General features: G+C 72.0%; 17 protein-coding genes and 6 pseudogenes. 17 read left to right on the top strand and 6 right to left on the bottom strand.

The features are described 5' to 3' along the window. Nucleotides 1-134 precede the first annotated feature (134 nt). A pseudogene (locus tag ACZ7OO_RS29395) lies at nucleotides 135-227 on the bottom strand (hypothetical protein); the annotation flags it as partial. An 88-nt stretch (nucleotides 228-315) separates the two neighbouring features. Beyond that, nucleotides 316-462, bottom strand: a pseudogene (locus tag ACZ7OO_RS29390) (MBL fold metallo-hydrolase); the annotation flags it as partial. Between the two features lie 321 nt (nucleotides 463-783). On the opposite strand from ACZ7OO_RS29390, the gene ACZ7OO_RS29385 reads away from it, so the two are divergent. The 6 genes from ACZ7OO_RS29385 (at nucleotide 784) to mug (ending at nucleotide 6,444) form a co-directional block, all read left to right on the top strand. Further along, nucleotides 784-2,124 carry a hemolysin family protein gene (locus ACZ7OO_RS29385; protein ID WP_471509246.1) on the top strand — a complete coding sequence of 447 codons (1,341 nt, stop codon included), beginning with the start codon at nucleotides 784-786 and terminating at the stop codon, nucleotides 2,122-2,124. Then, on the top strand, nucleotides 2,121-3,134 hold the full coding sequence (locus ACZ7OO_RS29380) for a hemolysin family protein (RefSeq protein WP_471509244.1): 1,014 nt from the start codon (nucleotides 2,121-2,123) through the stop codon (nucleotides 3,132-3,134). The genes ACZ7OO_RS29385 and ACZ7OO_RS29380 overlap by 4 nt, the downstream gene beginning before the upstream one ends. Nucleotides 3,135-3,194: 60 nt before the next feature. After that, nucleotides 3,195-3,986, top strand: a complete 792-nt coding sequence (locus tag ACZ7OO_RS29375; RefSeq protein WP_471509243.1) for an SGNH/GDSL hydrolase family protein — start codon at nucleotides 3,195-3,197, stop codon at nucleotides 3,984-3,986. 21 nt (nucleotides 3,987-4,007) lie between these two features. Next, nucleotides 4,008-4,376, top strand: coding sequence for a DUF4326 domain-containing protein (locus ACZ7OO_RS29370; RefSeq protein WP_471509241.1), 369 nt, complete (start codon nucleotides 4,008-4,010; stop codon nucleotides 4,374-4,376). Between the two features lie 80 nt (nucleotides 4,377-4,456). Then, nucleotides 4,457-5,902, top strand: coding sequence for an adenylosuccinate lyase (purB, locus tag ACZ7OO_RS29365; RefSeq protein WP_471509239.1), 1,446 nt, complete (start codon nucleotides 4,457-4,459; stop codon nucleotides 5,900-5,902). Next, nucleotides 5,899-6,444, top strand: coding sequence for a G/U mismatch-specific DNA glycosylase (mug, locus tag ACZ7OO_RS29360; RefSeq protein WP_471509382.1), 546 nt, complete (start codon nucleotides 5,899-5,901; stop codon nucleotides 6,442-6,444). The genes purB and mug overlap by 4 nt, the downstream gene beginning before the upstream one ends. Nucleotides 6,445-6,475: 31 nt before the next feature. On the opposite strand, the pseudogene ACZ7OO_RS29355 reads toward mug, so the two are convergent. Further along, nucleotides 6,476-6,629 (bottom strand): annotated as a pseudogene (locus ACZ7OO_RS29355) (ABC transporter permease); the annotation flags it as partial. 258 nt (nucleotides 6,630-6,887) lie between these two features. Between ACZ7OO_RS29355 and ACZ7OO_RS29350 the strand changes: the two are divergent. Continuing rightward, nucleotides 6,888-8,045, top strand: a complete 1,158-nt coding sequence (locus ACZ7OO_RS29350; RefSeq protein WP_471509237.1) for an ROK family transcriptional regulator — start codon at nucleotides 6,888-6,890, stop codon at nucleotides 8,043-8,045. A gap of 78 nt (nucleotides 8,046-8,123) precedes the next feature. Here the strand turns inward: ACZ7OO_RS29350 and ACZ7OO_RS29345 are convergent, their stop codons facing one another. Then, the gene (locus tag ACZ7OO_RS29345) at nucleotides 8,124-8,885 is read right to left on the bottom strand and encodes a GntR family transcriptional regulator (protein ID WP_471509235.1); all 762 of its coding nucleotides are present in this window, start codon (nucleotides 8,883-8,885) and stop codon (nucleotides 8,124-8,126) included. Nucleotides 8,886-9,495: 610 nt separating this feature from the next. Between ACZ7OO_RS29345 and ACZ7OO_RS29340 the strand changes: the two genes are divergently transcribed. From ACZ7OO_RS29340 to ACZ7OO_RS29320, 5 genes and pseudogenes are all read left to right on the top strand, one after another. Further along, nucleotides 9,496-10,404, top strand: a complete 909-nt coding sequence (locus ACZ7OO_RS29340; RefSeq protein ID WP_471509233.1) for an alpha/beta fold hydrolase — start codon at nucleotides 9,496-9,498, stop codon at nucleotides 10,402-10,404. 280 nt (nucleotides 10,405-10,684) lie between these two features. Further along, on the top strand, nucleotides 10,685-10,822 hold the full coding sequence (locus ACZ7OO_RS29335) for a hypothetical protein (protein WP_471509232.1): 138 nt from the start codon (nucleotides 10,685-10,687) through the stop codon (nucleotides 10,820-10,822). Between the two features lie 106 nt (nucleotides 10,823-10,928). Further along, nucleotides 10,929-12,509, top strand: coding sequence for an alkaline phosphatase D family protein (locus ACZ7OO_RS29330; RefSeq protein WP_471509230.1), 1,581 nt, complete (start codon nucleotides 10,929-10,931; stop codon nucleotides 12,507-12,509). A gap of 347 nt (nucleotides 12,510-12,856) precedes the next feature. Further along, nucleotides 12,857-13,282 (top strand): annotated as a pseudogene (locus ACZ7OO_RS29325) (DUF6493 family protein); the annotation flags it as partial. Between the two features lie 143 nt (nucleotides 13,283-13,425). Further along, nucleotides 13,426-14,847 carry a GNAT family N-acetyltransferase gene (locus ACZ7OO_RS29320; RefSeq protein ID WP_471509229.1) on the top strand — a complete coding sequence of 474 codons (1,422 nt, stop codon included), beginning with the start codon at nucleotides 13,426-13,428 and terminating at the stop codon, nucleotides 14,845-14,847. A 64-nt stretch (nucleotides 14,848-14,911) separates the two neighbouring features. Here ACZ7OO_RS29320 and ACZ7OO_RS29315 read toward each other — a convergent pair. Then, nucleotides 14,912-16,101: pseudogene (locus ACZ7OO_RS29315) on the bottom strand (trans-sulfuration enzyme family protein). Between the two features lie 59 nt (nucleotides 16,102-16,160). Here ACZ7OO_RS29315 and ACZ7OO_RS29310 point away from each other — a divergent pair. Together ACZ7OO_RS29310 and ACZ7OO_RS29305 are read left to right on the top strand one after the other, a co-directional pair. Continuing rightward, complete coding sequence (locus ACZ7OO_RS29310) at nucleotides 16,161-16,652, top strand: Lrp/AsnC family transcriptional regulator (protein WP_471509227.1); 492 nt, start codon at nucleotides 16,161-16,163, stop codon at nucleotides 16,650-16,652. A 33-nt stretch (nucleotides 16,653-16,685) separates the two neighbouring features. Continuing rightward, entirely contained in the window at nucleotides 16,686-18,374 is a 1,689-nt protein-coding gene (locus tag ACZ7OO_RS29305) for a DUF885 domain-containing protein (RefSeq protein WP_471509225.1), read from the top strand. A 7-nt stretch (nucleotides 18,375-18,381) separates the two neighbouring features. Here ACZ7OO_RS29305 and ACZ7OO_RS29300 read toward each other — a convergent pair. Then, nucleotides 18,382-18,733: pseudogene (locus ACZ7OO_RS29300) on the bottom strand (SDR family oxidoreductase); the annotation flags it as partial. 199 nt (nucleotides 18,734-18,932) lie between these two features. Between ACZ7OO_RS29300 and ACZ7OO_RS29295 the strand changes: the two are divergent. From ACZ7OO_RS29295 to ACZ7OO_RS29285, 3 genes are all read left to right on the top strand, one after another. Further along, the gene (locus tag ACZ7OO_RS29295) at nucleotides 18,933-19,604 is read left to right on the top strand and encodes a hypothetical protein (protein WP_471509224.1); all 672 of its coding nucleotides are present in this window, start codon (nucleotides 18,933-18,935) and stop codon (nucleotides 19,602-19,604) included. 141 nt (nucleotides 19,605-19,745) lie between these two features. After that, nucleotides 19,746-19,976: a ferredoxin gene (locus tag ACZ7OO_RS29290; RefSeq protein ID WP_471509222.1), complete on the top strand. Its 231-nt coding sequence runs from the start codon at nucleotides 19,746-19,748 to the stop codon at nucleotides 19,974-19,976. Continuing rightward, on the top strand, nucleotides 19,963-21,357 hold the full coding sequence (locus ACZ7OO_RS29285) for an NAD(P)/FAD-dependent oxidoreductase (protein WP_471509220.1): 1,395 nt from the start codon (nucleotides 19,963-19,965) through the stop codon (nucleotides 21,355-21,357). Before ACZ7OO_RS29290 ends, ACZ7OO_RS29285 begins: the two co-directional genes overlap by 14 nt. Nucleotides 21,358-21,379 lie beyond the last annotated feature (22 nt).

Below are 21,379 nucleotides of genomic sequence, written 5' to 3'. Positions count from 1 at the left end.
GGCCCGAGCTGACGCTGACACAGGCCCTCGCCCTGCCCACCGTCCTCGTCGGCAACCTGGAGGAGGTCGTCGGGCGGGTCCGGGGACTTCGCTCCGGTGCTCGCGGAGGTCGCGTGGGCAAAGGCGGGCACCCAGTCACGGCCTTCGAGCCGGGTGTTCCAGCCGACGTGGTCGTCGTGCAGATGCGTGGTGACGACGCAGATGCGTGGTGACGACGAGGTCGACATCCTCCGGCTGGATACCGGCCGCCGCGAGATTGTCCAGGTAACGGGTGTTCAGATACGACCAGATCGGCTGGAGCGGGCGGTACTTGCCGTTGCCCGCGCCGGTGTCGATCAGGATGATCCGGCCTTCGCCGCGCAGCGCCCAGGACTGGGTGGCGACCCGGGTCAGGTCGGTTCCGGCGTCCCGGTGGTCGGGGTCCGGGAGCGAGGCGTGACGCTGCCAGTCGCGGAACGGCACTGTAGGACCACTGGCGGCGCTGGGTCAAACCGCTGTAGGCGATGTTCGTGAGCAAGCAGGACTTCGTGCGCAACGAGACCGCGCACCATGCCTTGGGGGCGGTGGGGTACGAGTCGTAGGAGAGGTGGCGACGGGGGGTTACGCCGCTGACGGAGACTCCCGAGTAGCCGGCTTTGCCGATCCTTTACCATTGGGGAGTCGTCCCGTTCCTCCATGAAAGGTGTGTGAGCGTCCGCCCATGGGCGAGCCTTCCAGTCCTCTGTCCCGGCAACACCGCGCGGTCCCGTCCACCCTGTCCGATCATGGGACGGAGGTGACCCGATGACCGAAGTGCTCCTCCTGCTGGTGGCGATCCTGCTCTCGCTCGCCTGCGGTGCCTTCGTCGCGGCCGAGTTCTCGCTGACCACGGTGGGACGCGGTGAACTGGAGCGGGCCGCGGAGCGCGGCGAGCGCGGTGCCGCGGGCGCCCTCAAGGCCGTACGGCAGCTGACCTTTCAGCTCTCGGGGGCCCAGCTCGGCATCACGGTCACCAATCTGGTGGTCGGCATGCTCGCCGAGCCGTCGATCGGCAAGCTGCTGGCCGGTCCGCTGGAGGCGGTGGGCATCGCGCGGTCGGCGGCGAGCTCGCTCGCGCTGGTGATCGGCACCGCGCTGTCCACGGTGTTCCTGATGGTCGTAGGCGAGCTGGTGCCCAAGAACTGGGCGATCTCCTCGCCGCTGGCCGTGGCCAAGCGGGTGGGCAACGCCCAGCGCTGGTTCAGCGCGGCCTTCCGGCCGTTCATCACGCATCTGAACAACACCGCGAACCGGGTGGTACGACGGTTCGGTGTGGAGCCCGCCGAGGAGCTGGCCTCCGCGCGCGGCCCCCAGGAGCTGGCCGCACTGGCCCGGCACTCCGCCAAGGAGGGCTCGCTGGAGGCGGACACCGCGGAGCTGTTCGTACGCACGCTGAACCTCGCCGACCTCACCGCGGAGAACGTGATGACCCCGCGCGTCCAGGTCGTCGCCCTGGAGGTCGACGCGACCTGCGAGGACGTGGCGAACGCGACCCGGGCGACCGGGCTGTCCCGCTTCCCGGTCTACCGGGACAGCCTCGACTCGGTCGTCGGCACCGCCCACATCAAGGACATCCTGGCCCTGCCCGTGGCGGAGCGGGCCCGCGTCCGGGTGGACGAGGTGATGCGTGAGCCCCTGCTGGTCCCCGAGTCCCTCACCGTCGACCGCCTCCTGGACCGCCTCGGCGGCCGGCGCACCATGGCCGTCGTCATCGACGAGTACGGCGGTACGGCCGGGGTCGCCACCCTGGAGGACATCGTCGAGGAGGTCGTCGGCGAGGTCCGCGACGAGCACGACCCGCACGAGACGCCCGACCTCGCCCCCGCGGGCGCCGACGAGCAGGGCCGCGCGCTCTACTCGGCGGACGGCGCGGCCCGCATGGACCAGCTCGCGCGCGTGGGCCTGAGGCCGCCCGAGGGGCCGTACGAGACGCTGGCCGGGCTGGTCGCGACCGAGCTGGGCCGGATACCCGAGACCGGGGACAGCGTCGAGGTCGCCGGGTGGCGGCTCGACGTGGTCGACGCGTCCGGGCGGCGCGCGGCCCGGGTACTGCTGCACGCGCCGCTCGCCGACGAACAGAGGCAGGAACAGGAGGGGCACCGATGACCGTCGTACAGCTGCTGATCGGGTTTGCCACGCTGGTCGTCAACGCCTTCTTCGTGGGCGCCGAGTTCGCGTTGATCTCCGTGCGCCGCTCCCAGATCGAGCCGCACGCCGAGGCGGGCGACCGGCGGGCCAGGAGCGTGCTGTGGGGCCTGGAGCACGTGTCCGCGCTCCTTGCCGCCGCCCAGCTCGGCATCACGCTGTGCACGCTGGTGCTGGGTGTGGTCGCCGAACCGGCGATCGGGCATCTGCTGGAGCCGGTGTTCCACGCGGTCGGCGTACCCAAGAGCGCCGGCCACGCCGTGTCCTTCGTGATCGCCCTGGCGCTGGCGACCTATCTGCACATGCTGCTCGGCGAGATGGTTCCGAAGAACGTGGCACTCGCCGAGCCCGTGCGCAGCGCGCTGCTGCTCGGACCGCCGCTGGTGGCCCTCTCCCGGGCGCTGCGGCCGGTGATCTTCACCGTCAACGCCTTCGCGAACGGCCTGCTCAAACTGCTTCGGGTGGAGACCAAGGACGAGGTCGCGGCGACCTTCACGGACACCGAGCTCGCCGAGATCGTCAAGGACGCCAGCGAGGCGGGCCTGATCGACGACCGGGCGCAGGAACGGCTGCACGACGCCCTGGAGCTGGGCCGCCGGCCGGTGCGGGACGTGGTGGTGCCACTGGAGCGTGTCGTCTACGCGCGCGTGGGCGTCACCCCGGAGGAACTGGAGCGGCTGTCCGCGGAGTCCGGCTTCTCCCGGTTCCCGGTGGTCGACGAGGGGCGGCGGATCGTCGGCTATCTGCACGTCAAGGACGCGTTGGACGCCTCGCCCCGGGACGAGGCGTTCCGGCTGCGGGACATGCGGCCCATCGCGCGGGTGCGGGAGAACACCCCGCTGGACGATGTACTCACCGCGATGCGCGGCAGCCGCACCCATCTGGCGGGCGTGCTGGGCGACGACGGACGGCTGGCGGGGCTGGTGACGATGGAGGACGTGCTGCGGGAGCTGTTCGGGCAACATGCGTAGCCCTCTCCGGGGGAGCGACCGACTGACGGGTATGCGCCTCGGGATACCATCTCTGTCGCCATGCAGAAGAACCCTGTGAACCCTGCGCTTCCCGCACACTCCAGCCTGGTCGCGGTCGGCGACTCCTTCACCGAGGGCATGTCGGACCTGCAGCCCGACGGCTCCTACCGGGGCTGGGCCGATGTCCTCGCCGCCAGGATGGCCGCCCGCACCCCCGGCTTCCGCTACGCCAACCTCGCGGTGCGCGGCAAACTGATCGGGCAGATCGTCGAGGAGCAGGTGGACGTGGCGGTCGCGATGCGGCCCGACGTGATCACGCTGGTCGGCGGCCTCAACGACACCCTGCGGCCCAAGTGCGACATGGGCCGGGTCCGGGACCTGCTGACCGAGGCGGTGGAGCGGCTGGCACCGGCCTGCGAGCGGCTGGTGCTGATGCGCAGCCCCGGCCGCCAGGGCCCGGTTCTCGAGCGGTTCCGGCCGCGCATGGAGGAGCTGTTCGCCTGCGTCGAGGACCTCGCCGGGCGGCACGGCGCCCTGGTGGTCGACCTGTACGGCGCCCCCTCGCTGGCCGACCCCCGGCTGTGGGACGTGGACCGGCTGCACCTGACGGCCGAGGGGCACCGCCGGGTCGCCGAGGCGGTCTGGCAGACCCTCGGCTACGAGGCCGAGGACAGCGAGTGGCACACACCGATGCCGGCCACGCCCCCGCCCGGCTGGGTCGCGCGCCGGGTCGCGGACGCCCGGTTCACCAGGCAGCACCTGCTGCCGTGGATAGGCCGCCGCCTGACCGGCCGCTCCTCGGGGGACGGGCGCACGCCGAAGCGGCCGGAGCTGCTGCCCTACGAGGCATAGCGCGGGCATAGCCTGAGGCCTGTGTCCACGCGGGTGATCAATGTCAGGGGCCGGATCCATGAGTTCGGCCCCCGGCTGGAACACGCCCCGGAGGAGGTCGTCCACGTGGGCCGCCGCTGGACCATGGGCGGCTGGGACCTGCCCCGCCACCCGCTTTACAACCCCTTCGCCTACGACACCCCGAAGAAGAAACGGGACGGCACCCGGGCCGAGGTGATGGCGATGTACCGGGCGTATCTGCTGGAGCGTCCCGAGCTGCTGGAGCTGGTGGCCGAGCTGCGGGGGAAGACCCTGGCGTGCTGGTGCGCGCCCGAGCTGTGCCACGCGGACGTGCTGGCGGAGCTGGCCGAGGTCTCCCACGCGCAGCCGGGTCCGGCCGATTCGTCCTGACCGCGGGCACGGCTTTCGTAGCTTCGCACGAGCGGACCCGCGACGCTGGACTGCAGAAACCGCCAGTAGAATCCGTACACGTGACTTCTGCCGCCCCCGCCAAGCCCCGCATCCCGAACGTCCTCGCCGGACGTTACGCCTCCGCCGAGCTCGCCACGCTCTGGTCGCCCGAGCAGAAGGTGAAGCTGGAGCGGCAGCTCTGGCTCGCCGTGCTGCGGGCGCAGAAGGACCTAGGGATCGAGGTGCCGGACGCGGCGATCGCCGACTACGAGCGGGTCCTCGACACCGTCGACCTGGCCTCCATCGCCGAGCGCGAGAAGGTCACGCGGCACGACGTGAAGGCGCGGATCGAGGAGTTCAACGACCTCGCCGGCCATGAGCACGTGCACAAGGGCATGACCTCCCGCGACCTGACGGAGAACGTCGAGCAACTGCAGATCCGGCTCTCGCTGGAGCTGGTGCGCGACCGTACGGTGGCCGTCCTGGCGCGGCTGGGCAAGCTGGCCGGGGAGTACGCGGAGCTGGTCATGGCCGGCCGCTCCCACAACGTGGCCGCGCAGGCCACCACCCTCGGCAAGCGCTTCGCGACCGCCGCCGACGAGCTGCTGGTGGCGTACGGCCGGGTCGAGGAACTGCTCGGCCGCTACCCGCTGCGTGGCATCAAGGGTCCTGTCGGCACGGCCCAGGACATGCTGGACCTGCTGGGCGGGGACGCGGTGAAGCTGGCCGACCTGGAGAACCGGATCGCGCGGCACCTGGGCTTCTCGCAGGCGTTCACGTCGGTCGGCCAGGTGTACCCGCGCTCGCTGGACTACGAGGTCGTGACCGCGCTGGTGCAGCTGGCGGCCGCGCCGTCCTCGCTGGCCAAGACGATCCGGCTGATGGCCGGGCACGAGCTGGTCACGGAGGGCTTCAAGCCGGGCCAGGTCGGCTCCTCGGCGATGCCGCACAAGATGAACACGCGGTCCTGCGAGCGCGTCAACGGCCTGATGGTGGTCCTGCGCGGCTACGCCTCGATGACCGGTGAGCTGGCGGGCGACCAGTGGAACGAGGGCGACGTGTCCTGTTCGGTGGTGCGCCGGGTGGCCCTGCCCGACGCGTTCTTCGCGCTGGACGGTCTGCTGGAGACCTTCCTGACGGTCCTCGACGAGTTCGGCGCGTTCCCCGCCGTCATCGCCCGTGAGCTGGACCGCTACCTGCCCTTCCTCGCCACCACCAAGGTGCTGATGGGCGCGGTGCGCGCGGGCGTCGGCCGTGAGGTCGCGCACGAGGCGATCAAGGAGAACGCCGTCGCCACCGCACTGGCGATGCGTGAGCAGGGCGCCGAGCGCAACGACCTGCTCGACAAGCTGGCCGCCGACGAGCGGCTGCCGCTCGACCGTGCGCAGCTGGCGGCCCTGATGGCCGACAAGCTGTCCTTCACGGGCGCGGCCGCCGACCAGGTCGCGGCCGTCGTCGGCCGGATCGAGGAGATCGTCAAGCAGCACCCCGAGGCCGCCGGTTACGCCCCCGGAGCGATCCTCTGACCCGGTTCACAGCGGCGGAACTGGAGGCCGCCCGCGACCGTCTCGTCCCGGACGTGATCGCGGACGGCCTGCACGTCCTGTTCTGCGGCATCAACCCCGGCCTGATGACGGCGGCCACGGGCCATCACTTCGCCCGTCCCGGCAACCGCTTCTGGCCGGTGCTGCACCTGTCCGGGTTCACCCCCAGGCTGGTGAAGCCCGCTGAACAGGGCGAGTTGCTGTCGTACGGGCTCGGCATCACGAACGTGGTGGCGCGGGCGACCGCACGCGCCGACGAGCTGACGGCCGCGGAGTACGCCGAGGGCGGCCGGCTGCTGACGGCGAAGGTGACACGGACACGGCCGAGGTGGCTGGCGGTGGTGGGCGTCACGGCCTACCGGGCCGCGTTCGGCGACCGCACGGCACAGGTGGGACCGCAGGAGCGGACGATCGGGGACACGCGGGTGTGGGTGCTGCCGAACCCCAGCGGGCTGAACGCGCACTGGACGGCTGCGACGATGGCGGAGGAGTTCGGGCGGCTGCGGGAGGCGGCGGAGGGCTAGCCGGTCACCGCTGAAAGGGCGGTTGCGGCCGTCAGGCGATCCGTCGGCGCGCACTGCGGGCTCCGGCGAGCACCGCGGCCGCCGCCCACAGCACGGTCACCGCCAGCCCCGTCCACGGGCCCAGGGCACCCCGTCCCGGTCGCTGTGAGGACGACTTGACCCGCTCGGTCGGGCAGCAGAGCGGCGTCAGGTGGTACTTGCCCAGGACGAGGGTGACGAGGCCGGTGAGCAGACCGACGGCGAGCACCGGCAAGGTGATCGCCGTGGCCTGCGCCGCGAACCAGCGCCACCGGTCGGGCAGTGGTCGCAGCGTACGAGTCGGGGTTCGTCGTGCCCCGGTGATCGCGGATCTTCGGCAGGTCGGGGGCTCCGGGCACTCGCCGGGGTCGTCGTTACCGAAGTACGATCCGGCCAACACGCGGAGCTAGCTGGGAGGACGGACGTTGGCGGGGCTGACCGGTGGTGATCCGTCTCTGCTGCGAAGGATCAATTCCGCGGTGGTGCTGCATGCGCTGCGTGCCACGGATTGCGCGACGCTCACGGAGATCACCCGGGTGACCGGACTGTCCCGGCCGACCGTCGAGGGGGTCGTCGAAGGGCTCATCGAGGCTGGTCTGGTCGTCGAGAAGGCGGCCGAGGAGGGTGCCACCCGGCGGCAGGGGCGGCCCGCGCGGCGGTTCCGGTTCCGGGCCGAGGCCGGGCATCTGCTGGGACTGGAGGTCGGTGCGCACCGCGTTTCCGCGCTCCTGGCCGATCTGGACGGCCGGGTCCTGGGGGCGCAGGCCAAGGACGTGGACGAGACGGCCGACGCGGACGAGCGGCTGGAGCGGCTGCGCACCGCGGTCGCCGAGCTGCTGCGCCGGGCCGGGGTGCCGCGTAGTTCGCTGCGGGCCGTCGGGGTCGGCACACCGGGCATCGTCGAGGCGGACGGCCGGGTGCGGCTGGGCACCGCGCTGCCCCAGTGGACGGGACTGCGGTTGGGCGAACGGCTGAGCCGCTCCTTCAAGTGCCCGGTGCTGGTGGAGAACGACGCCAACGCGGCGGCCGTCGCCGAGCACTGGAAGGGCGCCGCCACCGAGTCCGACGACGTGGTGATGGTGCTGGCCGGGCTGAGTCCGGGCGCCGGTTCGCTGATCGGCGGACGGCTGCACCGGGGCTACGGCGGGGCGGCCGGGGAGATCGGCGCGCTGCATCTGCTGGGCCGGGAGGTGACCCCCGAGACACTGCTGTCCACCACCGACGAACCACTGCACCCGCTGGACGAGCAGGCGGTCGCCGAGGTGTTCGCGCTGGCCCGCAAGGGGGACGTGCGGGCGCGGGCCGCGGTCGACAGGTTCATCCAGCGGCTGGTCCACGACGTGGCAGCGCTCGTGCTGGCCCTGGACCCGGAGCTGGTGGTGATCGGCGGCTGGGCGGCGGGACTCGACGGCGTCCTGGAGCCGCTGCGCCGCGAACTCGCCCGCTACTGTCTGCGCCCGCCCAGGGTGGCTCTCTCCCTCCTCGGCGAGGCGGCGGTGGCGACCGGCGCGTTGCGGCTCGCCCTCGACCATGTGGAGGAGCAGCTGTTCGCGGTGGACGGAACGGTCACCGCACGCCGCTGAGCAGCCGACCTGAGCTGCGCTGAGAGACGTGACGCGCCCCGGAGGAGTTTCGGGGCGCGTCCTGTTCCGGCTCGGTGGCTATGAAGCCTGGCGCTCCGGTCCGTGGTGGATCTCCACTCCGCCGGAGTCGCCGAAGGTCAGCCGGCAGGTGTCCGCGCGGTACGTGGCGGCAGAGAGCGCGGCCGTACGGCCGGCGGCCAGGAAGCGGGTGGTGACGACGAGGACCGGGGCGCCGGGGAGGCGGTCGAGTTCCTTGGCGTCGTCCGCGCGTGCCGAGCCAAGCTCCACGGCGCGGTCCTGGCCCTCCAGCTCCAGGCGCTGCAGCTCGCGCAGCACCGCACGCGCGCGTGCCGATCCGGACGGCGCGTCGATCGCCGTCAGGTCCGGGACGGAGGGCGCCGGGATGTAGAGCAGCTCGGCGGCGACGGGCTGGCCGTGGGAGACGCGGGAGCGGCGCACGATGTGCACCGGCTCCTCCGCGCCGGTCTCCAGAGCGGTCGCGACAGCGGCGGGCGGCACCGCGAGGGTGCAGTCGACCGGCTGCCAGGCGTCGCCGGGGGCGCCCGGCCAGGCGTCCTGGTCGGTACCCACGGCCACGCCCATGCGCGGGGGCGCCACCGTCGTACCGACACCGCGGCGGCGCTGGAGGCGGCCCTCCAGTTCGAGCTGTTCGAGGGCCTGCCGGAGGGTGGCGCGGGCCACGCCGAAGCGGGCGGCGAGGTCGCGCTCGTTGGGCAGGATCTCACCGACCGAGAACTCCGAGTCCAGTGCCTCACTGAGCACGGTCTTGAGATGCCAGTACTTCGGTTCCGGCACCGATTCCAGCTGCGTGGTCCCCACCCTGTCCTCCGCAATCGCCGTGGTCCGGCGGCGTTTTAGCGCCCTTGTTTATTAAAGGTTGTTGTACTTATCTGCGACCATAGGGCGGTGCACACCCTTGGTCAAGACCAATCCTCGATCCCATGGAAAGCGCATAGAAAGCGGTGCCATGCAGCGTTCACAAGGCGTTCGCACGGGGGCGTTTTCGTGACATGACGGCAAGGCTCCCGCCGTACGACGGGAGCCGTGGGGCGCCGGACATCAGAAGTCGGCTGTCGGAGGTCGGCGAGGGATCGCTGTTGGCCCGGTTTTCGGATGACCCGAACGGGGCCGGCCGTCTTGACGCGATCAGGTCCTCGTCCCGCCCGACACGTTCCTCCATGACCGGGCGGAATCACCACGTCCACCGTGCGCGCGGCCCAGAATGATCCGTGGAGACGTGGCTGCCGCATTGACTGACCCTCGCGCAGCGCTTCGGGCGCGCCGATTTCAACCTGCCGCCGCGCAGGGCGCGTTGAGCTACGCCATCTGCCACGGAGGCGCGACACGCCACCCCCGGGGACTACCCGCCAGTAGCAATTGCTGACAAGCTGTCTACGGCGTCAGCCGATGTCACAGACGAGGAGCCCCCATGTCCGCCACCGTCTCCCTCGAAGTCCCGGCCGCGCAGGGCCAGCAGGACGTGACCGTCTCCTACGCGCGCGTGGGCCGCGGCGAGCCGCTGGTCCTGATCCACGGAATAGGGCATCACCGGCAGGCCTGGGACCCGGTGGTGGACATCCTCGCGACCGAGCGGGACGTGATCGCCGTGGACCTGCCCGGCTTCGGAGCCTCCCCCGGGCTTCCCGCGGGCCTCGCCTACGACCTGCCGACGACCAACGCCGTGCTCGCCACCCTGTTCGAGGCGCTGGAGCTGGACCGGCCGCATGTGGCCGGCAACTCGCTCGGCGGGCTGCTGGCCCTGGAGCTGGGCCGCGAGAAGCTCGTACGGTCCGTCACCGCCCTCTCCCCCGCCGGATTCTGGTCGCAGGCCGAGCGGCGCTACGCCTTCGGTGTCCTCATCGCCATGCGGCGGATCGCGGAACGGCTGCCGCTCCCGCTGGTAGAGCGGCTGTCCCGGACGGCCGCCGGGCGGACGGCCCTGACGAGCACCATCTACGCCCGCCCGGCGCGCCGTACACCCGAGGCCGTGGTCGCCGAGACGCTCGCGCTCGCCCAGGCCACCGGGTTCGCCGAGACCCTGCGGGCGGGCTCCGCCGTCCAGTTCACGGATGACATCTCCGGCATCCCGGTCACCGTGGGCTGGGGCACCCGGGACATGCTGCTGGTGCGCCGTCAGGGGATCCGGGCCAAGCAGATCATCCCCAAGGCCCGCCTGGTCCGGCTGCCCGGCTGCGGGCACTGCCCGATGAACGACGACCCGGCGCTGGTCGCCCGGGTCATCCTGGACGGCAGCCGCTCAGCGTCACCCGAGGCCGGGTGCGGTGTCGGCGACCCCCGGCCGACGGCTCACTCCGAACCGGGCTCCGGCAGCCGCTGAACGGCGACTGAAACGGCGCAGGGCGCGGACACCCCCCGCCCGACGGCCCATACGACGCACGGCACCCACACCCACCGGCTCACGGCACCACACCCACCGCCCAGCGTCGCCAGACGTATGGCAGGGCCCCGAGGCCATGGCGACCCTCGCGCCGCCACGGGGCCGCCGACGCCGGACGGGCCGTAGGAGGCCGTTCCGGCGAACGGAGCGGTGGGCGACGGCGGTGAGTGGATGGCCAGACCCAGGTCGCGGTGTCTCCGCCGGTGGCGTGCGCGCACGCGTGGGGCGACGACGCCTGCGTACGGCTGGGGCTGGGGCCGACGAATCCGTCGTACGGCTGGTGCTGGGGTACGCGCAGCTGCCGCCGGCGCGGATCCGGGAGGGAGTGCGGGTGATGGCGGAGGCGGTCGACGGGTGACCTTGCGGGGCCGGTCAGTTGTTCACTTGTGGTTTCCGTGAGCGCTGCGGCGCACCAGTAGTTGTGGCTGTGCACAACTGGCCGGATCCCGTCCTGGAGGCCCTTCATGTCCCTTTCGCTCCCCGGCCGCCGCAGCGTGCTGCGCGGCTCCCTCGCCGCGTCGGCGGCCCTGACCCTGCCCACGGCGCTCGGTTCGGCTCCGGCGTTCGCGCTCTCCGGACGCCCCCGGGCGGACTGGGGTGTGCAGGCGGGTGACGTGACCGCCGACTCCGGCCTGGTGTGGGTCCGTTCGGACCGGCCGGCCCGGATGATCGTGGAGACCTCGGCCACCGAGTCGTTCCGCAACCCCCACAGATGGCGCGGCCCGCTGCTCGGCGCGGACAGCGACTTCACCGGCACCACGCGGCTGCACGGGCTGCCGTCGGGCGAGCAGATCCACTACCGCGTGCTGCTCGCCGACCCCGACGACCCGCGCCGCACCGGCGAGCCGGTCACCGGTACCTTCCGCACCGCGTCCACGCGCCGGCGACACGACGTGAAGTTCCTGTGGTCCGGTGACCTGGCCGGGCAGGGCTGGGGCATCAACGAGTCCATCGGCGGCTACCGCATCTTCGACGCGATGGCGAAGCTGGACCCGGACTTCTTCCTGTGCAGTGGTGACAACATCTACGCCGACGGTGTGATCACGGCGACCCAGGCGCTGCCCGACGGCAGCCTGTACCGCAACGTCACCAGCGAGGCGAAGTCGCACGTCGCGTTCACCCTGGACGACTTCCGCGGCAACTTCCGCTACAACCTGCTGGACGAGGCGCTGCGCCGGTTCAACGCCCAGGTGCCGAACGTCATCCAGTGGGACGACCACGAGGTCCGCAACAACTGGTACCCGGGCGAGGTCATCGGCACCGGCACCCCCTACCCGGCCGGCACCAAGCTGGACGACATGGCGGTGCGCTCCCGACGGGCGTTCTCCGAGTACTTCCCCATCTCCACGATCAGCGGCCGCCCCGACGGCCGGATCTACCGCGTCCACCACCACGGCCCGCTCCTCGACGTCTTCGTCCTTGACATGCGGACCTACCGCAACGCCAACTCGCCCGACAACCAGACCACCGACCCGCAGGGCATCCTCGGCGCCGAGCAGCTGGAGTGGCTCAAGCGCGAGCTGTCCCGGTCGCGTGCGGTGTGGAAGGTCATCGCCGCGGACATGCCGCTCGGTCTGGTCGTGCCCGACCCGGTCGAGGGTCTGGCGAACTTCGAGGCCGTCGCCCAGGGGGACCCGGGCGCGCCGCTCGGCCGCGAGCTGCAGATCGCGGAGCTGCTGCGGTACATCAAGCACCGGAGGATCACCGGCACGGTGTGGCTGACGGCCGACGTCCACCACACCTCGGCCCAGCACTACGACCCGTCGCGGGCCGCGTTCAAGGACTTCGCGCCGTTCTGGGAGTTCGTCTCCGGCCCGCTCAACGCCGGCGCCTTCCCGGCCAGCGCCCTGGACGGCACGTTCGGCCCCGACCGGGTGTTCGTCAAGGCGCCGACCGCCGCGAACGTGTCTCCCGCCGAGGGCTACCAGTTCTTCGGCGAGGTCGACATCGACGGCGACAGCGGGGAGCTGACGGTTCGTCTGCGCGAGTACGACGGCACCGTGCTGTTCACCCAGACCCTGCAGCCGGGCCGGGTCGGCCAGTAACTCCCGTAGGCTTTTCCCAGGGCCGTGCACCGGCGTCATCCCCCGGTGTGCGGCCCTGTCGCATTCCCCGGTCCGGGTCTCTCGGCGTCCCGGTGCGGGTATCGCCGCTTCCCGAACTCCCTTACCTGTAGGGCGCTTTCGCAGGTCAGCGCCTATTGTCAGTGGCCGCCGCTACGGTTTTTCCCATGACGCGATCTTCACCGGCCGTGGCCCATCGCCAACCCTCCGTGCTGCGCTCCGCCGCCGACGGACGCCATCTCGGGCTGGAGACGTCCCGGGGTGCGACGCCCACCGGGGTCGAGGACCGTCCGCGGTTCTTCGCGGGCTTCCTGACCTCGCCTCAGGTGGCCGCCGCCGTGCCGCTGCTCGCCGGGTCGGGCGGCACCGCGGGCGCAGGCACCCATCTGTGTGTCGCCTACGGGCTGGGTGCCCGGCAGCCGGAGGACCGGCTCGCCGCGGTGGACGCCCTTCTGGTGCTCGCCGCACGCCGGCAGCTCGACGCCGAGCGGCTGGGCGCCGACCTGGGCCAGCCGGTCCGGCGCGGTGCGGTGAAGCCGCTGCGGCTGGCCGAGTCGGCAGGGACGGCGGCGGCCACCGGGGCCAACACGACGATATGGGAGATGCTCCGGCTCACCGCCGAGTGCGCCGAGCGGTCCGGGGTTCGCGGTGCGCTGCCCCATCTGTCCCGGGCGGCCGCCCGGCGCGGCTCGTCACGTCCGGTGGTCCGGGCCCGCCGACTGCGGGACGCCCTGGGTGAGGTGGTGGCCGCTTGACAGGGCCAAAACCAGTCATTTCAGGGATCTGGGTAACGGTAAAAATAGTTGCAAAAAGAACATAAGCATGCTTTACCCATCGGTCACAGAGCGTTCGTGATCACGCAACACCCTTCGTTCACAGTGGTTGCATGAATCGAGACATGTCTGATGTGAGGCGCACGAGGGACGGACGCCCCGTGCACCACTGGCGACGGGACATCGTCGAACTCGCCGCCCTGTTCACGGCGGTGGCGGTGGCCGACGCGGTGGCGAACCTGATCGGGCACGGGCCAGACGGTCCGGCGCTGCTGGTGATCTCGGCACTGGTACTGGCGGCGACAGCCGGCTTCCACGCCTGGTGGGCGAGGCGCCCAGGTCACGCACCACCGGTGACCGATACCGGCACCCGGCCGGCCGTCAGCGAGACACGGCAGACCGGGCCCGGTGTGAAGGGCCCGTCGGCCGAAGGCGCGGACAGCACGCTGTGGCGGTTGCGGACGACCGTGCGGGACGCGCCCGGTTCGCTGGCGGCGCTGTGCAGCGCGCTCGCCGGGCACGCGGTCGACATCCTGAACCTGCAGACGCATCCGCTGGCCGACGGCACGGTGGACGAGTTCCTGCTGCGGGCCCCGGGCCGCCTCACGGCCGGCGAGATCACCCGGGCGGTCGCACTGGCCGGGGGTACGGACACCTGGATCGAGCGGGCCGACGCGCACGATCTGGTGGACGCCCCGACCAGGGTCCTGGGCCTGGCGACCCGAACCGCCCTGGACGCGGCGGAACTTCCGCTGGCCCTCCGGCAGTTGTTGGGAAGGTGCACGATCCGCTCACTCCCCGCCCATCCGGTCGGCGGGGCCCGGAGCCCCGAGACGGTTCCTGTCGAAGGGGTGCTGGAGGACACCGTGATGCGGCTGCGGGCACCGGAGGGTGGGGTGATCACCGTGGAGCGGCCGTATCTGCCGTTCACCCCGACCGAGTTCGCGCGGGCGCGGGCGCTGGTGGAGCTGGACGCCCGGCTCGGGCCGCGCATCCCGCGCAGCCAGGACGTGCTCACCCTGCCCGAGGGCAGGGAGATCACCGTGCGCCGGGCCGACACGGGTGACGTGGAGGCGGCGAAGGCGATGCACGAGCGCTGCTCGGCGCGGACCCTCGGGCTGCGCTACCACGGTCCGGTCGGGGACGCGGACCGCTACCTGAACCACCTGCTCAGTCCGCGCTTCGGCCGGACGCTGGCCGTGCAGACCGCTTCGGGCCGGATCGTCGGCCTCGGGCATCTGCTGTGGGACGGGGACGAGACGGAGGTCGCGCTGCTCGTCGAGGACGACTGGCAGCGGCGCGGTATCGGCAGCGAGCTGCTGGGCCGGCTGGTGGGCATGGCCGTTGAGGCGGGCTGCGAGAGCGTGTACGCCGTCACGCAGGCGTCCAACACGGGCATGGTCGCGGCTATGCGGGGACTGGGGTTGCCGCTGGACTATCAGATCGAGGAGGGGACGCTGGTGATCACGGCGCGACTGGACGCCACCCCGGTCGTGTCCCGGCTGCCGTATGACAGCGGTGCGCGGGGGCGGTCCGGTCAGGCCTGAGAAGGAGGCGGACAGCGGCCCGGCGTTCGACGGACGCCGGGCCGTTCGTCCGTGCGGGTCGGTTTCACACCCCGTGGCCCAGGGCCGCGTCCAGGTCTGCCCACAGATCGTCCACGTCCTCCAGCCCCACCGAAAGCCGCAGCAGTCGGTCGCTCACCCCGGCTCCCCGGCGGTCCTCGGCGTCGACGACGCGGTGGCTGATGGAGGCCGGGTGCTGGATGAGGGTGTCGACGCTGCCGAGGCTGACGGCCGGGGTGATCAGCCGTACCGGGAGACGACCTCGTGCGGGTCGCCGTACACCTCGAAGGCGATCATCGCGCCGCCCAGGCGCGGGTAGCGGGTGCGGGCGACGCGCGGGTCGGCGGTGAGACGGCGGGCGAGTTCGGCGGCGGTGGCGCAGGCGGCCCGGACCCGTACCGGGAGGGTGGACAGGCCGCGCAGCAGCAGATAGCCGGCCAGCGGATGCAGGACGCCCCCGGTCGCGAAACGTATCTTCCTGAGCTGCCCGGCGAGTTCCTCGTCGCAGGCGACCACCCCCGCCAGCACGTCGCCGTGACCGCCGAGATACTTGGTGGCACTGTGCAGCACCAGCCGGGCGCCGAGTTCCGCGGGGCGCTGGAGCACGGGGGTGGCGAAGGTGTTGTCGGCGAGCAGCGGGACCGTGCCGCAGGCGTGGGCGACGGCCCGCAGGTCGAGTTCGGCGAGGGTCGGGTTGGCCGGGGACTCGACCAGCACCAGGCCGGTGTCCGCGCGCAGCGCGTCGTTGATGCCCGCCGGGTCGGTCCAGGTGACCTCGGTGCCGAGGAGACCGGCGGTGAGAAGGTGGTCGCTGCACCCGTACAGGGGCCGTACGGCGACGACATGGCCCAGGCCGGTCGCCGCGCGGGCGAGCAGGACGGCGCTCAGGGCGGCCATGCCGCTGGCGAAGGCAACCGCGGACTCGGTGCCCTCCAGACGGGCCAGGGCGGTCTCGAAGCGGGCGACCGTCGGATTGCCGAGGCGCCCGTAGACCGGCGGTCCGGCCGGGTCCGCGCCGTCGGTGGCGAAGGCGTCGATGCGGGCGGCCTCGGCGCGGCTGTCGTAGGACGGATAGGTGGTGGACAGATCGATCGGCGGGGCGTGCAGGCCCTGGCGGGCGAGGTCGTCGCGGCCGGCGTGCACGGCCTCGGTGTCCAGGGCGCGCGGGGCGCCGGACACCCGCGTCCGGCCGTGGCGGAGGCTCACCGAGTCGTCGTGGGTGCTCATCGAGTCCATGGGCGAAGGGTGAACATCGAGCGGGGTACGGGAGACCAACACCGTGTTACGTTCGCGATATGGCCGAATCTGTCGTACTGGATCCGGTCGATCTGCATCTGCTGCGGCTGCTGCAGAACGACGCCCGGACCACCTACCGCGATCTCGCCGCCCGGGTGGGCGTGGCACCGTCGACCTGTCTGGACCGGGTGACCCGGCTGCGCCGCTCGGGAGTGATCCTCGGGCATCGGCTGGAGCTCGATCCGGCCAAGCTCGGGCGCGGCCTCGAGGCGCTGCTGTCGGTGCAGGTGAGGCCGCACCGGCGGGAGTTGGTGGGGCCGTTCGTGGAGCGGATCCGGGCGCTGCCGGAGTCGCGGACGGTGTTCCACCTGACCGGTCCCGACGACTATCTGGTGCATGTGGCGGTGGCCGACATGGCGGACCTGCAGCGGCTGGTCCTGGACGAGTTCACGTCCCGGCGCGAAGTGGCCCGGGTGGAGACACGGTTGATCTTCCAGCAGTGGGAGTGCGGACCGCTGCTCCCGCCTACGCCGTCAGCTCAATCCCAGTGACGTGCGGCGGCCCGTCGTACGAGGATGGAGCGCATGTCACAGACCAACAGCCCGCTGCCCCGCCAGGTCGCCGACACCTTCGTCGACGAGCTCATCGCCCTCGATCCGATCACCGGTACGTTCCTCGGCGTCAAAGAGAGTTCGAGCCGTCTGCCCGACACCTCGCCGGCCGGCGGTGAGGCACTCGCCCGGCTCCAGCGTGACACGCTCGCCAAGCTCGACGAGGCCGAGCGGCAGCCCGGCGCGGACAGTGACATCGAGCGTCGCTGCGCACGTCTGCTGCGCGAGCGGCTCACCGCCTCCCTCGCCGTGCACGAGGCGGACGAGAGCCTGCGTTCGGTCAGCAACCTGAGCTCGGCCGCGCACGCGGTGCGCCAGGTGTTCACCGTGACCCCCACGGCCACCGAGGAGGACTGGGCGGCGGTCGCCGAGCGGCTGCGCGCCGTGCCGGCCGCGCTGGAAGGCTACCGGCAGTCCCTGGAACTCGGCCTGGAGCGGAAACTGCACGCCGGTCCGCGCGCCACCGCCACCTTCGTCCGTCAGCTCGGCGAATGGGCCGACACGGGCGACGGCCGGGGCTGGTTCGAGCAGTTCGCGGCGTCCGGGCCCGAGGCGCTGCGCGCCGAGCTGGACGAGGCGGCACGCTCCGCCACGCAGGGCGTCGTGGCGCTGCGCGACTGGATGAAGGACGTGTACGCGCCGACGATCGAGGGTGCCCCGGACGTGGTGGGCCGCGAGCGGTACGCCCGCTGGGTCCGCTACTTCAACGGCACCGACCTCGATCTGGACGAGGCGTACGCGTACGGCTGGTCCGAGTACCACCGGCTGCTCGGCGAGATGAAGGCCGAGGCCGAGAGGATCCTGCCCGGCGCGGCCACGCCGTGGGTGGCGCTGGCGCACCTCGACGAGCACGGCACCCACGTCGAGGGCGTCGACGAGGTGCAGCGCTGGCTGCAGTCCGTGATGGACGAGGCCATCGAGAAGCTGGACGGCACCCACTTCGACCTGGCCGAGCGGGTCCGCCGCGTCGAGTCCAGGATCGCCCCTCCCGGCAGCGCGGCGGCGCCGTACTACACGCCTCCGTCGGACGACTTCTCGCGCCCGGGCTGCACCTGGCTGCCGACCATGGGACAGACCCGGTTCCCGGTCTACGACCTGGTCTCGACCTGGTACCACGAGGGCGTGCCCGGCCACCACCTCCAGCTGGCGCAGTGGAAGCACATCGCCGAGAACCTCTCCCGCTACCAGGCCAGCGTGGGCATGGTCAGCGCCAACGCCGAGGGCTGGGCGCTGTACGCGGAGCGGCTCATGGACGAGCTGGGCTTCCTCACGGACCCCGAGCGCCGGCTCGGCTACCTGGACGCGCAGATGATGCGGGCCGCGCGGGTCATCATCGACATCGGCATGCACCTGGAGCTGACGATCTCGGACGACTCCCCCTTCCACCCCGGGGAGCGCTGGACGCCCGCGCTGGCGCAGGAGTTCTTCGGCGCGCACAGCAGCCGCCCGGCGGACTTCGTGGAGAGCGAGCTGACCCGCTATCTGTCCATGCCGGGCCAGGCCATCGGCTACAAGCTGGGCGAGCGGGCCTGGCTGCTGGGCCGGGAGCAGGCCCGCGAGCGGCGCGGCGACGGCTTCGACCTCAAGGCCTGGCACATGGCGGCCCTGTCACAGGGTTCGCTGGGCCTGGACGACCTGGTGGACGAGCTGTCACAGCTCTGACGGTACGTCAGCGGCGGAAGCCGCCCTCGGAGTTGACGACCTGCCCGGTGACCCAGCGTGCCTCGTCCGTGGCCAGCCATGCGATGAGCCGCGCCGGGTCGTCGGGCCGGCCCCGGCGTCCGGCCGGGAACCGCGCGGCCACGGCCGCGTGGACCTCGCCGGTCGCATAACCCGTGTCCACGGGGCCGGGGTGACGGCGTTCACCGTGATCCCCCGCTCGGCGAGGGTGGTGGCCAGGGAGCGGGTGACGGAGGCCAGGGCGCCCTTCTGGAGGGCGTAGGCGACTCGCCGGGCATCCCGCCGCCCTGGTCCTGGCCGGAGGTCATCCGCGGCCATGCTGGACGCCCACTGGGCGGTGGACACCCGCTCGGTGCTGCTGCTCGTGCAGGCGTACGCCCGGCAGGCGAAGCCCGGTCGCCGGATCGTGCTGCCGAATAAGCGACCGAACAAAGGCGCGGTGCTTGAGGGCGCTGTGCCGTTCGGGTGTGCTCCGGTGGCGGTGGCCGGGCGCAGGCGGCTTGCTGGTGCGGGGGCCATCGGACAGGAAGCGAGCCGCGCATGCAGACCTCCACGCCCCCAGGGCAGTCGCTGCAGACTCCCCGTGCCGCCGGTGTGGCCGGCATCGTCTTCGCCCTGCTGCTGGCCGCCGCGATCATACTGATCCGGCTGGGCATCCCGCAGGGCGCCGACGCGGTCACCACCCAGGCACCGGACCCCGCCCAGCGCAGCGCCGTCCACTGGGCCCTCACGCTGGTGCCGTTCGCCGGCATCTTCTTCCTCTGGTTCGTCGGCGCGGTGCGCAGCCATGTCGGTGACAGCGAGGACCGGTTCCTCGCCACCGTGTTCCTCGGCAGCGGGCTGGTCTTCACGGCCACGATGTTCGGTGCCGCCGCGGCGGCCACAGCCGTGCTGGACACCGCGCATCCGGCGGGTACCTCGCCCTCCCGGCCCACCTGGGACTTCGGCCAGCACTTCGCGTACACGCTGATGACCGGGTACGCGATGCGGATGGCGGCCGTCTTCGTCTGCTCCACATCGCTGATCGGGCACCGACTGGGCATCCTGCCGCGCTGGCTCACGGTGCTGGGTTTCCTCAGCACCCTGGTCCTCCTGTTCGTCTCGTCCGAGGTGCCCTGGGCAGAGCTGGTGTTCCCGGGCTGGTCGCTGCTGCTCAGCCTGTACATCGTGGCGGTGGGCTTCCGCCGGGCCACCGCGGCACCGGCGTCCTGAGGGCTCACCCGTTCGGAAGGCCTCGGCGGGCGGCGCCGGGCACGGGCTCCCATGCTGGCGTGCGGGGAGTTCTCCGCCGTCCGAGACCGGACGGACGCACTGGCGGTACGCACGACACCTGGCCACCGGAAGGGCGAAGCCATGACGCGCCTTGTCGTCGATCTCAACAGATGTCAGGGATACGCGCAGTGCGCGTTCCTCGCTCCGGACGTCTTTGCCATGCACGGTGAGGAATCGCTCGTCTACAACCCGCACGCCGGGTCGGAGCAGCGGGAGCGGCTGGCCCGCGCCGTCGCCGCCTGCCCCGTGCAGGCGATCACGGCCGACGGCCTGAACGGCGCCGCGGGGAGGACCTCGGATGCCACCCACTGACTATCTCGACTGGCTCCGGCGCGAGGGCCGGATCGTCGTCGTGGGTGCCTCGCTGGCCGGGCTGCGCGGCGCCGAGACGCTGCGCGACGAGGGCTTCACCGGCGAACTCACCATGATCGGCGACGAGCCGCACGAGCCGTACGACCGGCCGCCCCTGTCCAAGGCGGTGCTGCTCGGCAAGGCGTCCCCGCACCACACCGAGCTGCCCCACCGCCGGGAGATCGACGCGAAGTGGCGGCTGGGGGTCGCGGCGACCGGTCTGGACATCGAAACCAAACGGGTACGGCTGGCCGACGGCGACGAGGTCGAGTACGACCGGCTGCTGATCGCCACTGGAGTGCGCGCCCGGCCGTGGCCCAAGGATGACGAGGCCCGGCTGGACGGCGTGTTCACCCTGCGCACCCGGGACGACGCGGCCGCCCTGCTGCGGCGGATGAAGGCCGGGCCCCGCCGGGTGTTCGTCATCGGCGCCGGCTTCACCGGTTCGGAGATCGCCTCGGCCTGCCGGGACCAGGACATCTCGGTCACCGTGGCGGAGCGCGCGGGCGCGCCGCTGGTGGGCGCACTGGGCGGGGTGATCGGCGCGGTCGCGGCCGACATGCAGCGCGAGAACGGGGTCGACCTGCGCACCGGGATCATGGTCACCGCGTTGGAGGGCGATCCGGCGGGCCGGGTGCGCGCCGTCCACCTGTCCGACGGGAGCATCGTCGCGGCGGACGTGGTGGTGGTGTCGCTCGGCGCGACCCGCAACACCGACTGGCTGGCCGGTTCCGGTCTCGGTGCGGGCCCCCGGGGCATCGCCTGTGACGCGGGCTGCCGTGCCTTCGACTTCCGGGGCATCGTCACCGACGACGTCTTCGTCGCCGGCGATGTCGCCCGGTCCCCGCACGCGTTGTTCGGCTACCAGTTCCTGTCCCTGGAGCACTGGGGCAACGCGGTCGCCCAGGCCGAGATCGCCGCGCACAACATGATCAGCCCGAGTGCCGAGCGCAGGCCGCATCTGTGGGTGCCGGCGTTCTGGTCGTCGCAGTTCGGCGTGAGCATCAAGTCCGTCGGCGTGCCGACGATGGGCGAGCAGCTCATGATCACCCAGGGTTCGCTGGCCGAACGCCGCTTCGTCGGGGTGTACGGCCACCAGGGCCGCATGATCGCCGCGGTGAGCTTCGACAACACGCGGTGGCTGGAGTTCTACCAGCGGGAGATCGAGAGGGGCGCCCCGTTCCCGGTGGAGTACCCGACGATGGACCGCCGTCCCGAGGGCCGGGTCCCCGTGGACTCCGACTTCCCGGACCCCGCCCTGCCGACGCACGGCGCGACGGTGACCCTCACGGGTTACTCGCCGGCCGACCGGCAGCTGCTCTTCACCCCCGCCCGCCACTGAGCCGTACGTCACCGCCAAGGAC

The organism is Streptomyces sp. NPDC111744 (assembly GCF_055634995.1).
This window is presented reverse-complemented; position numbering and strand designations above follow the sequence as displayed.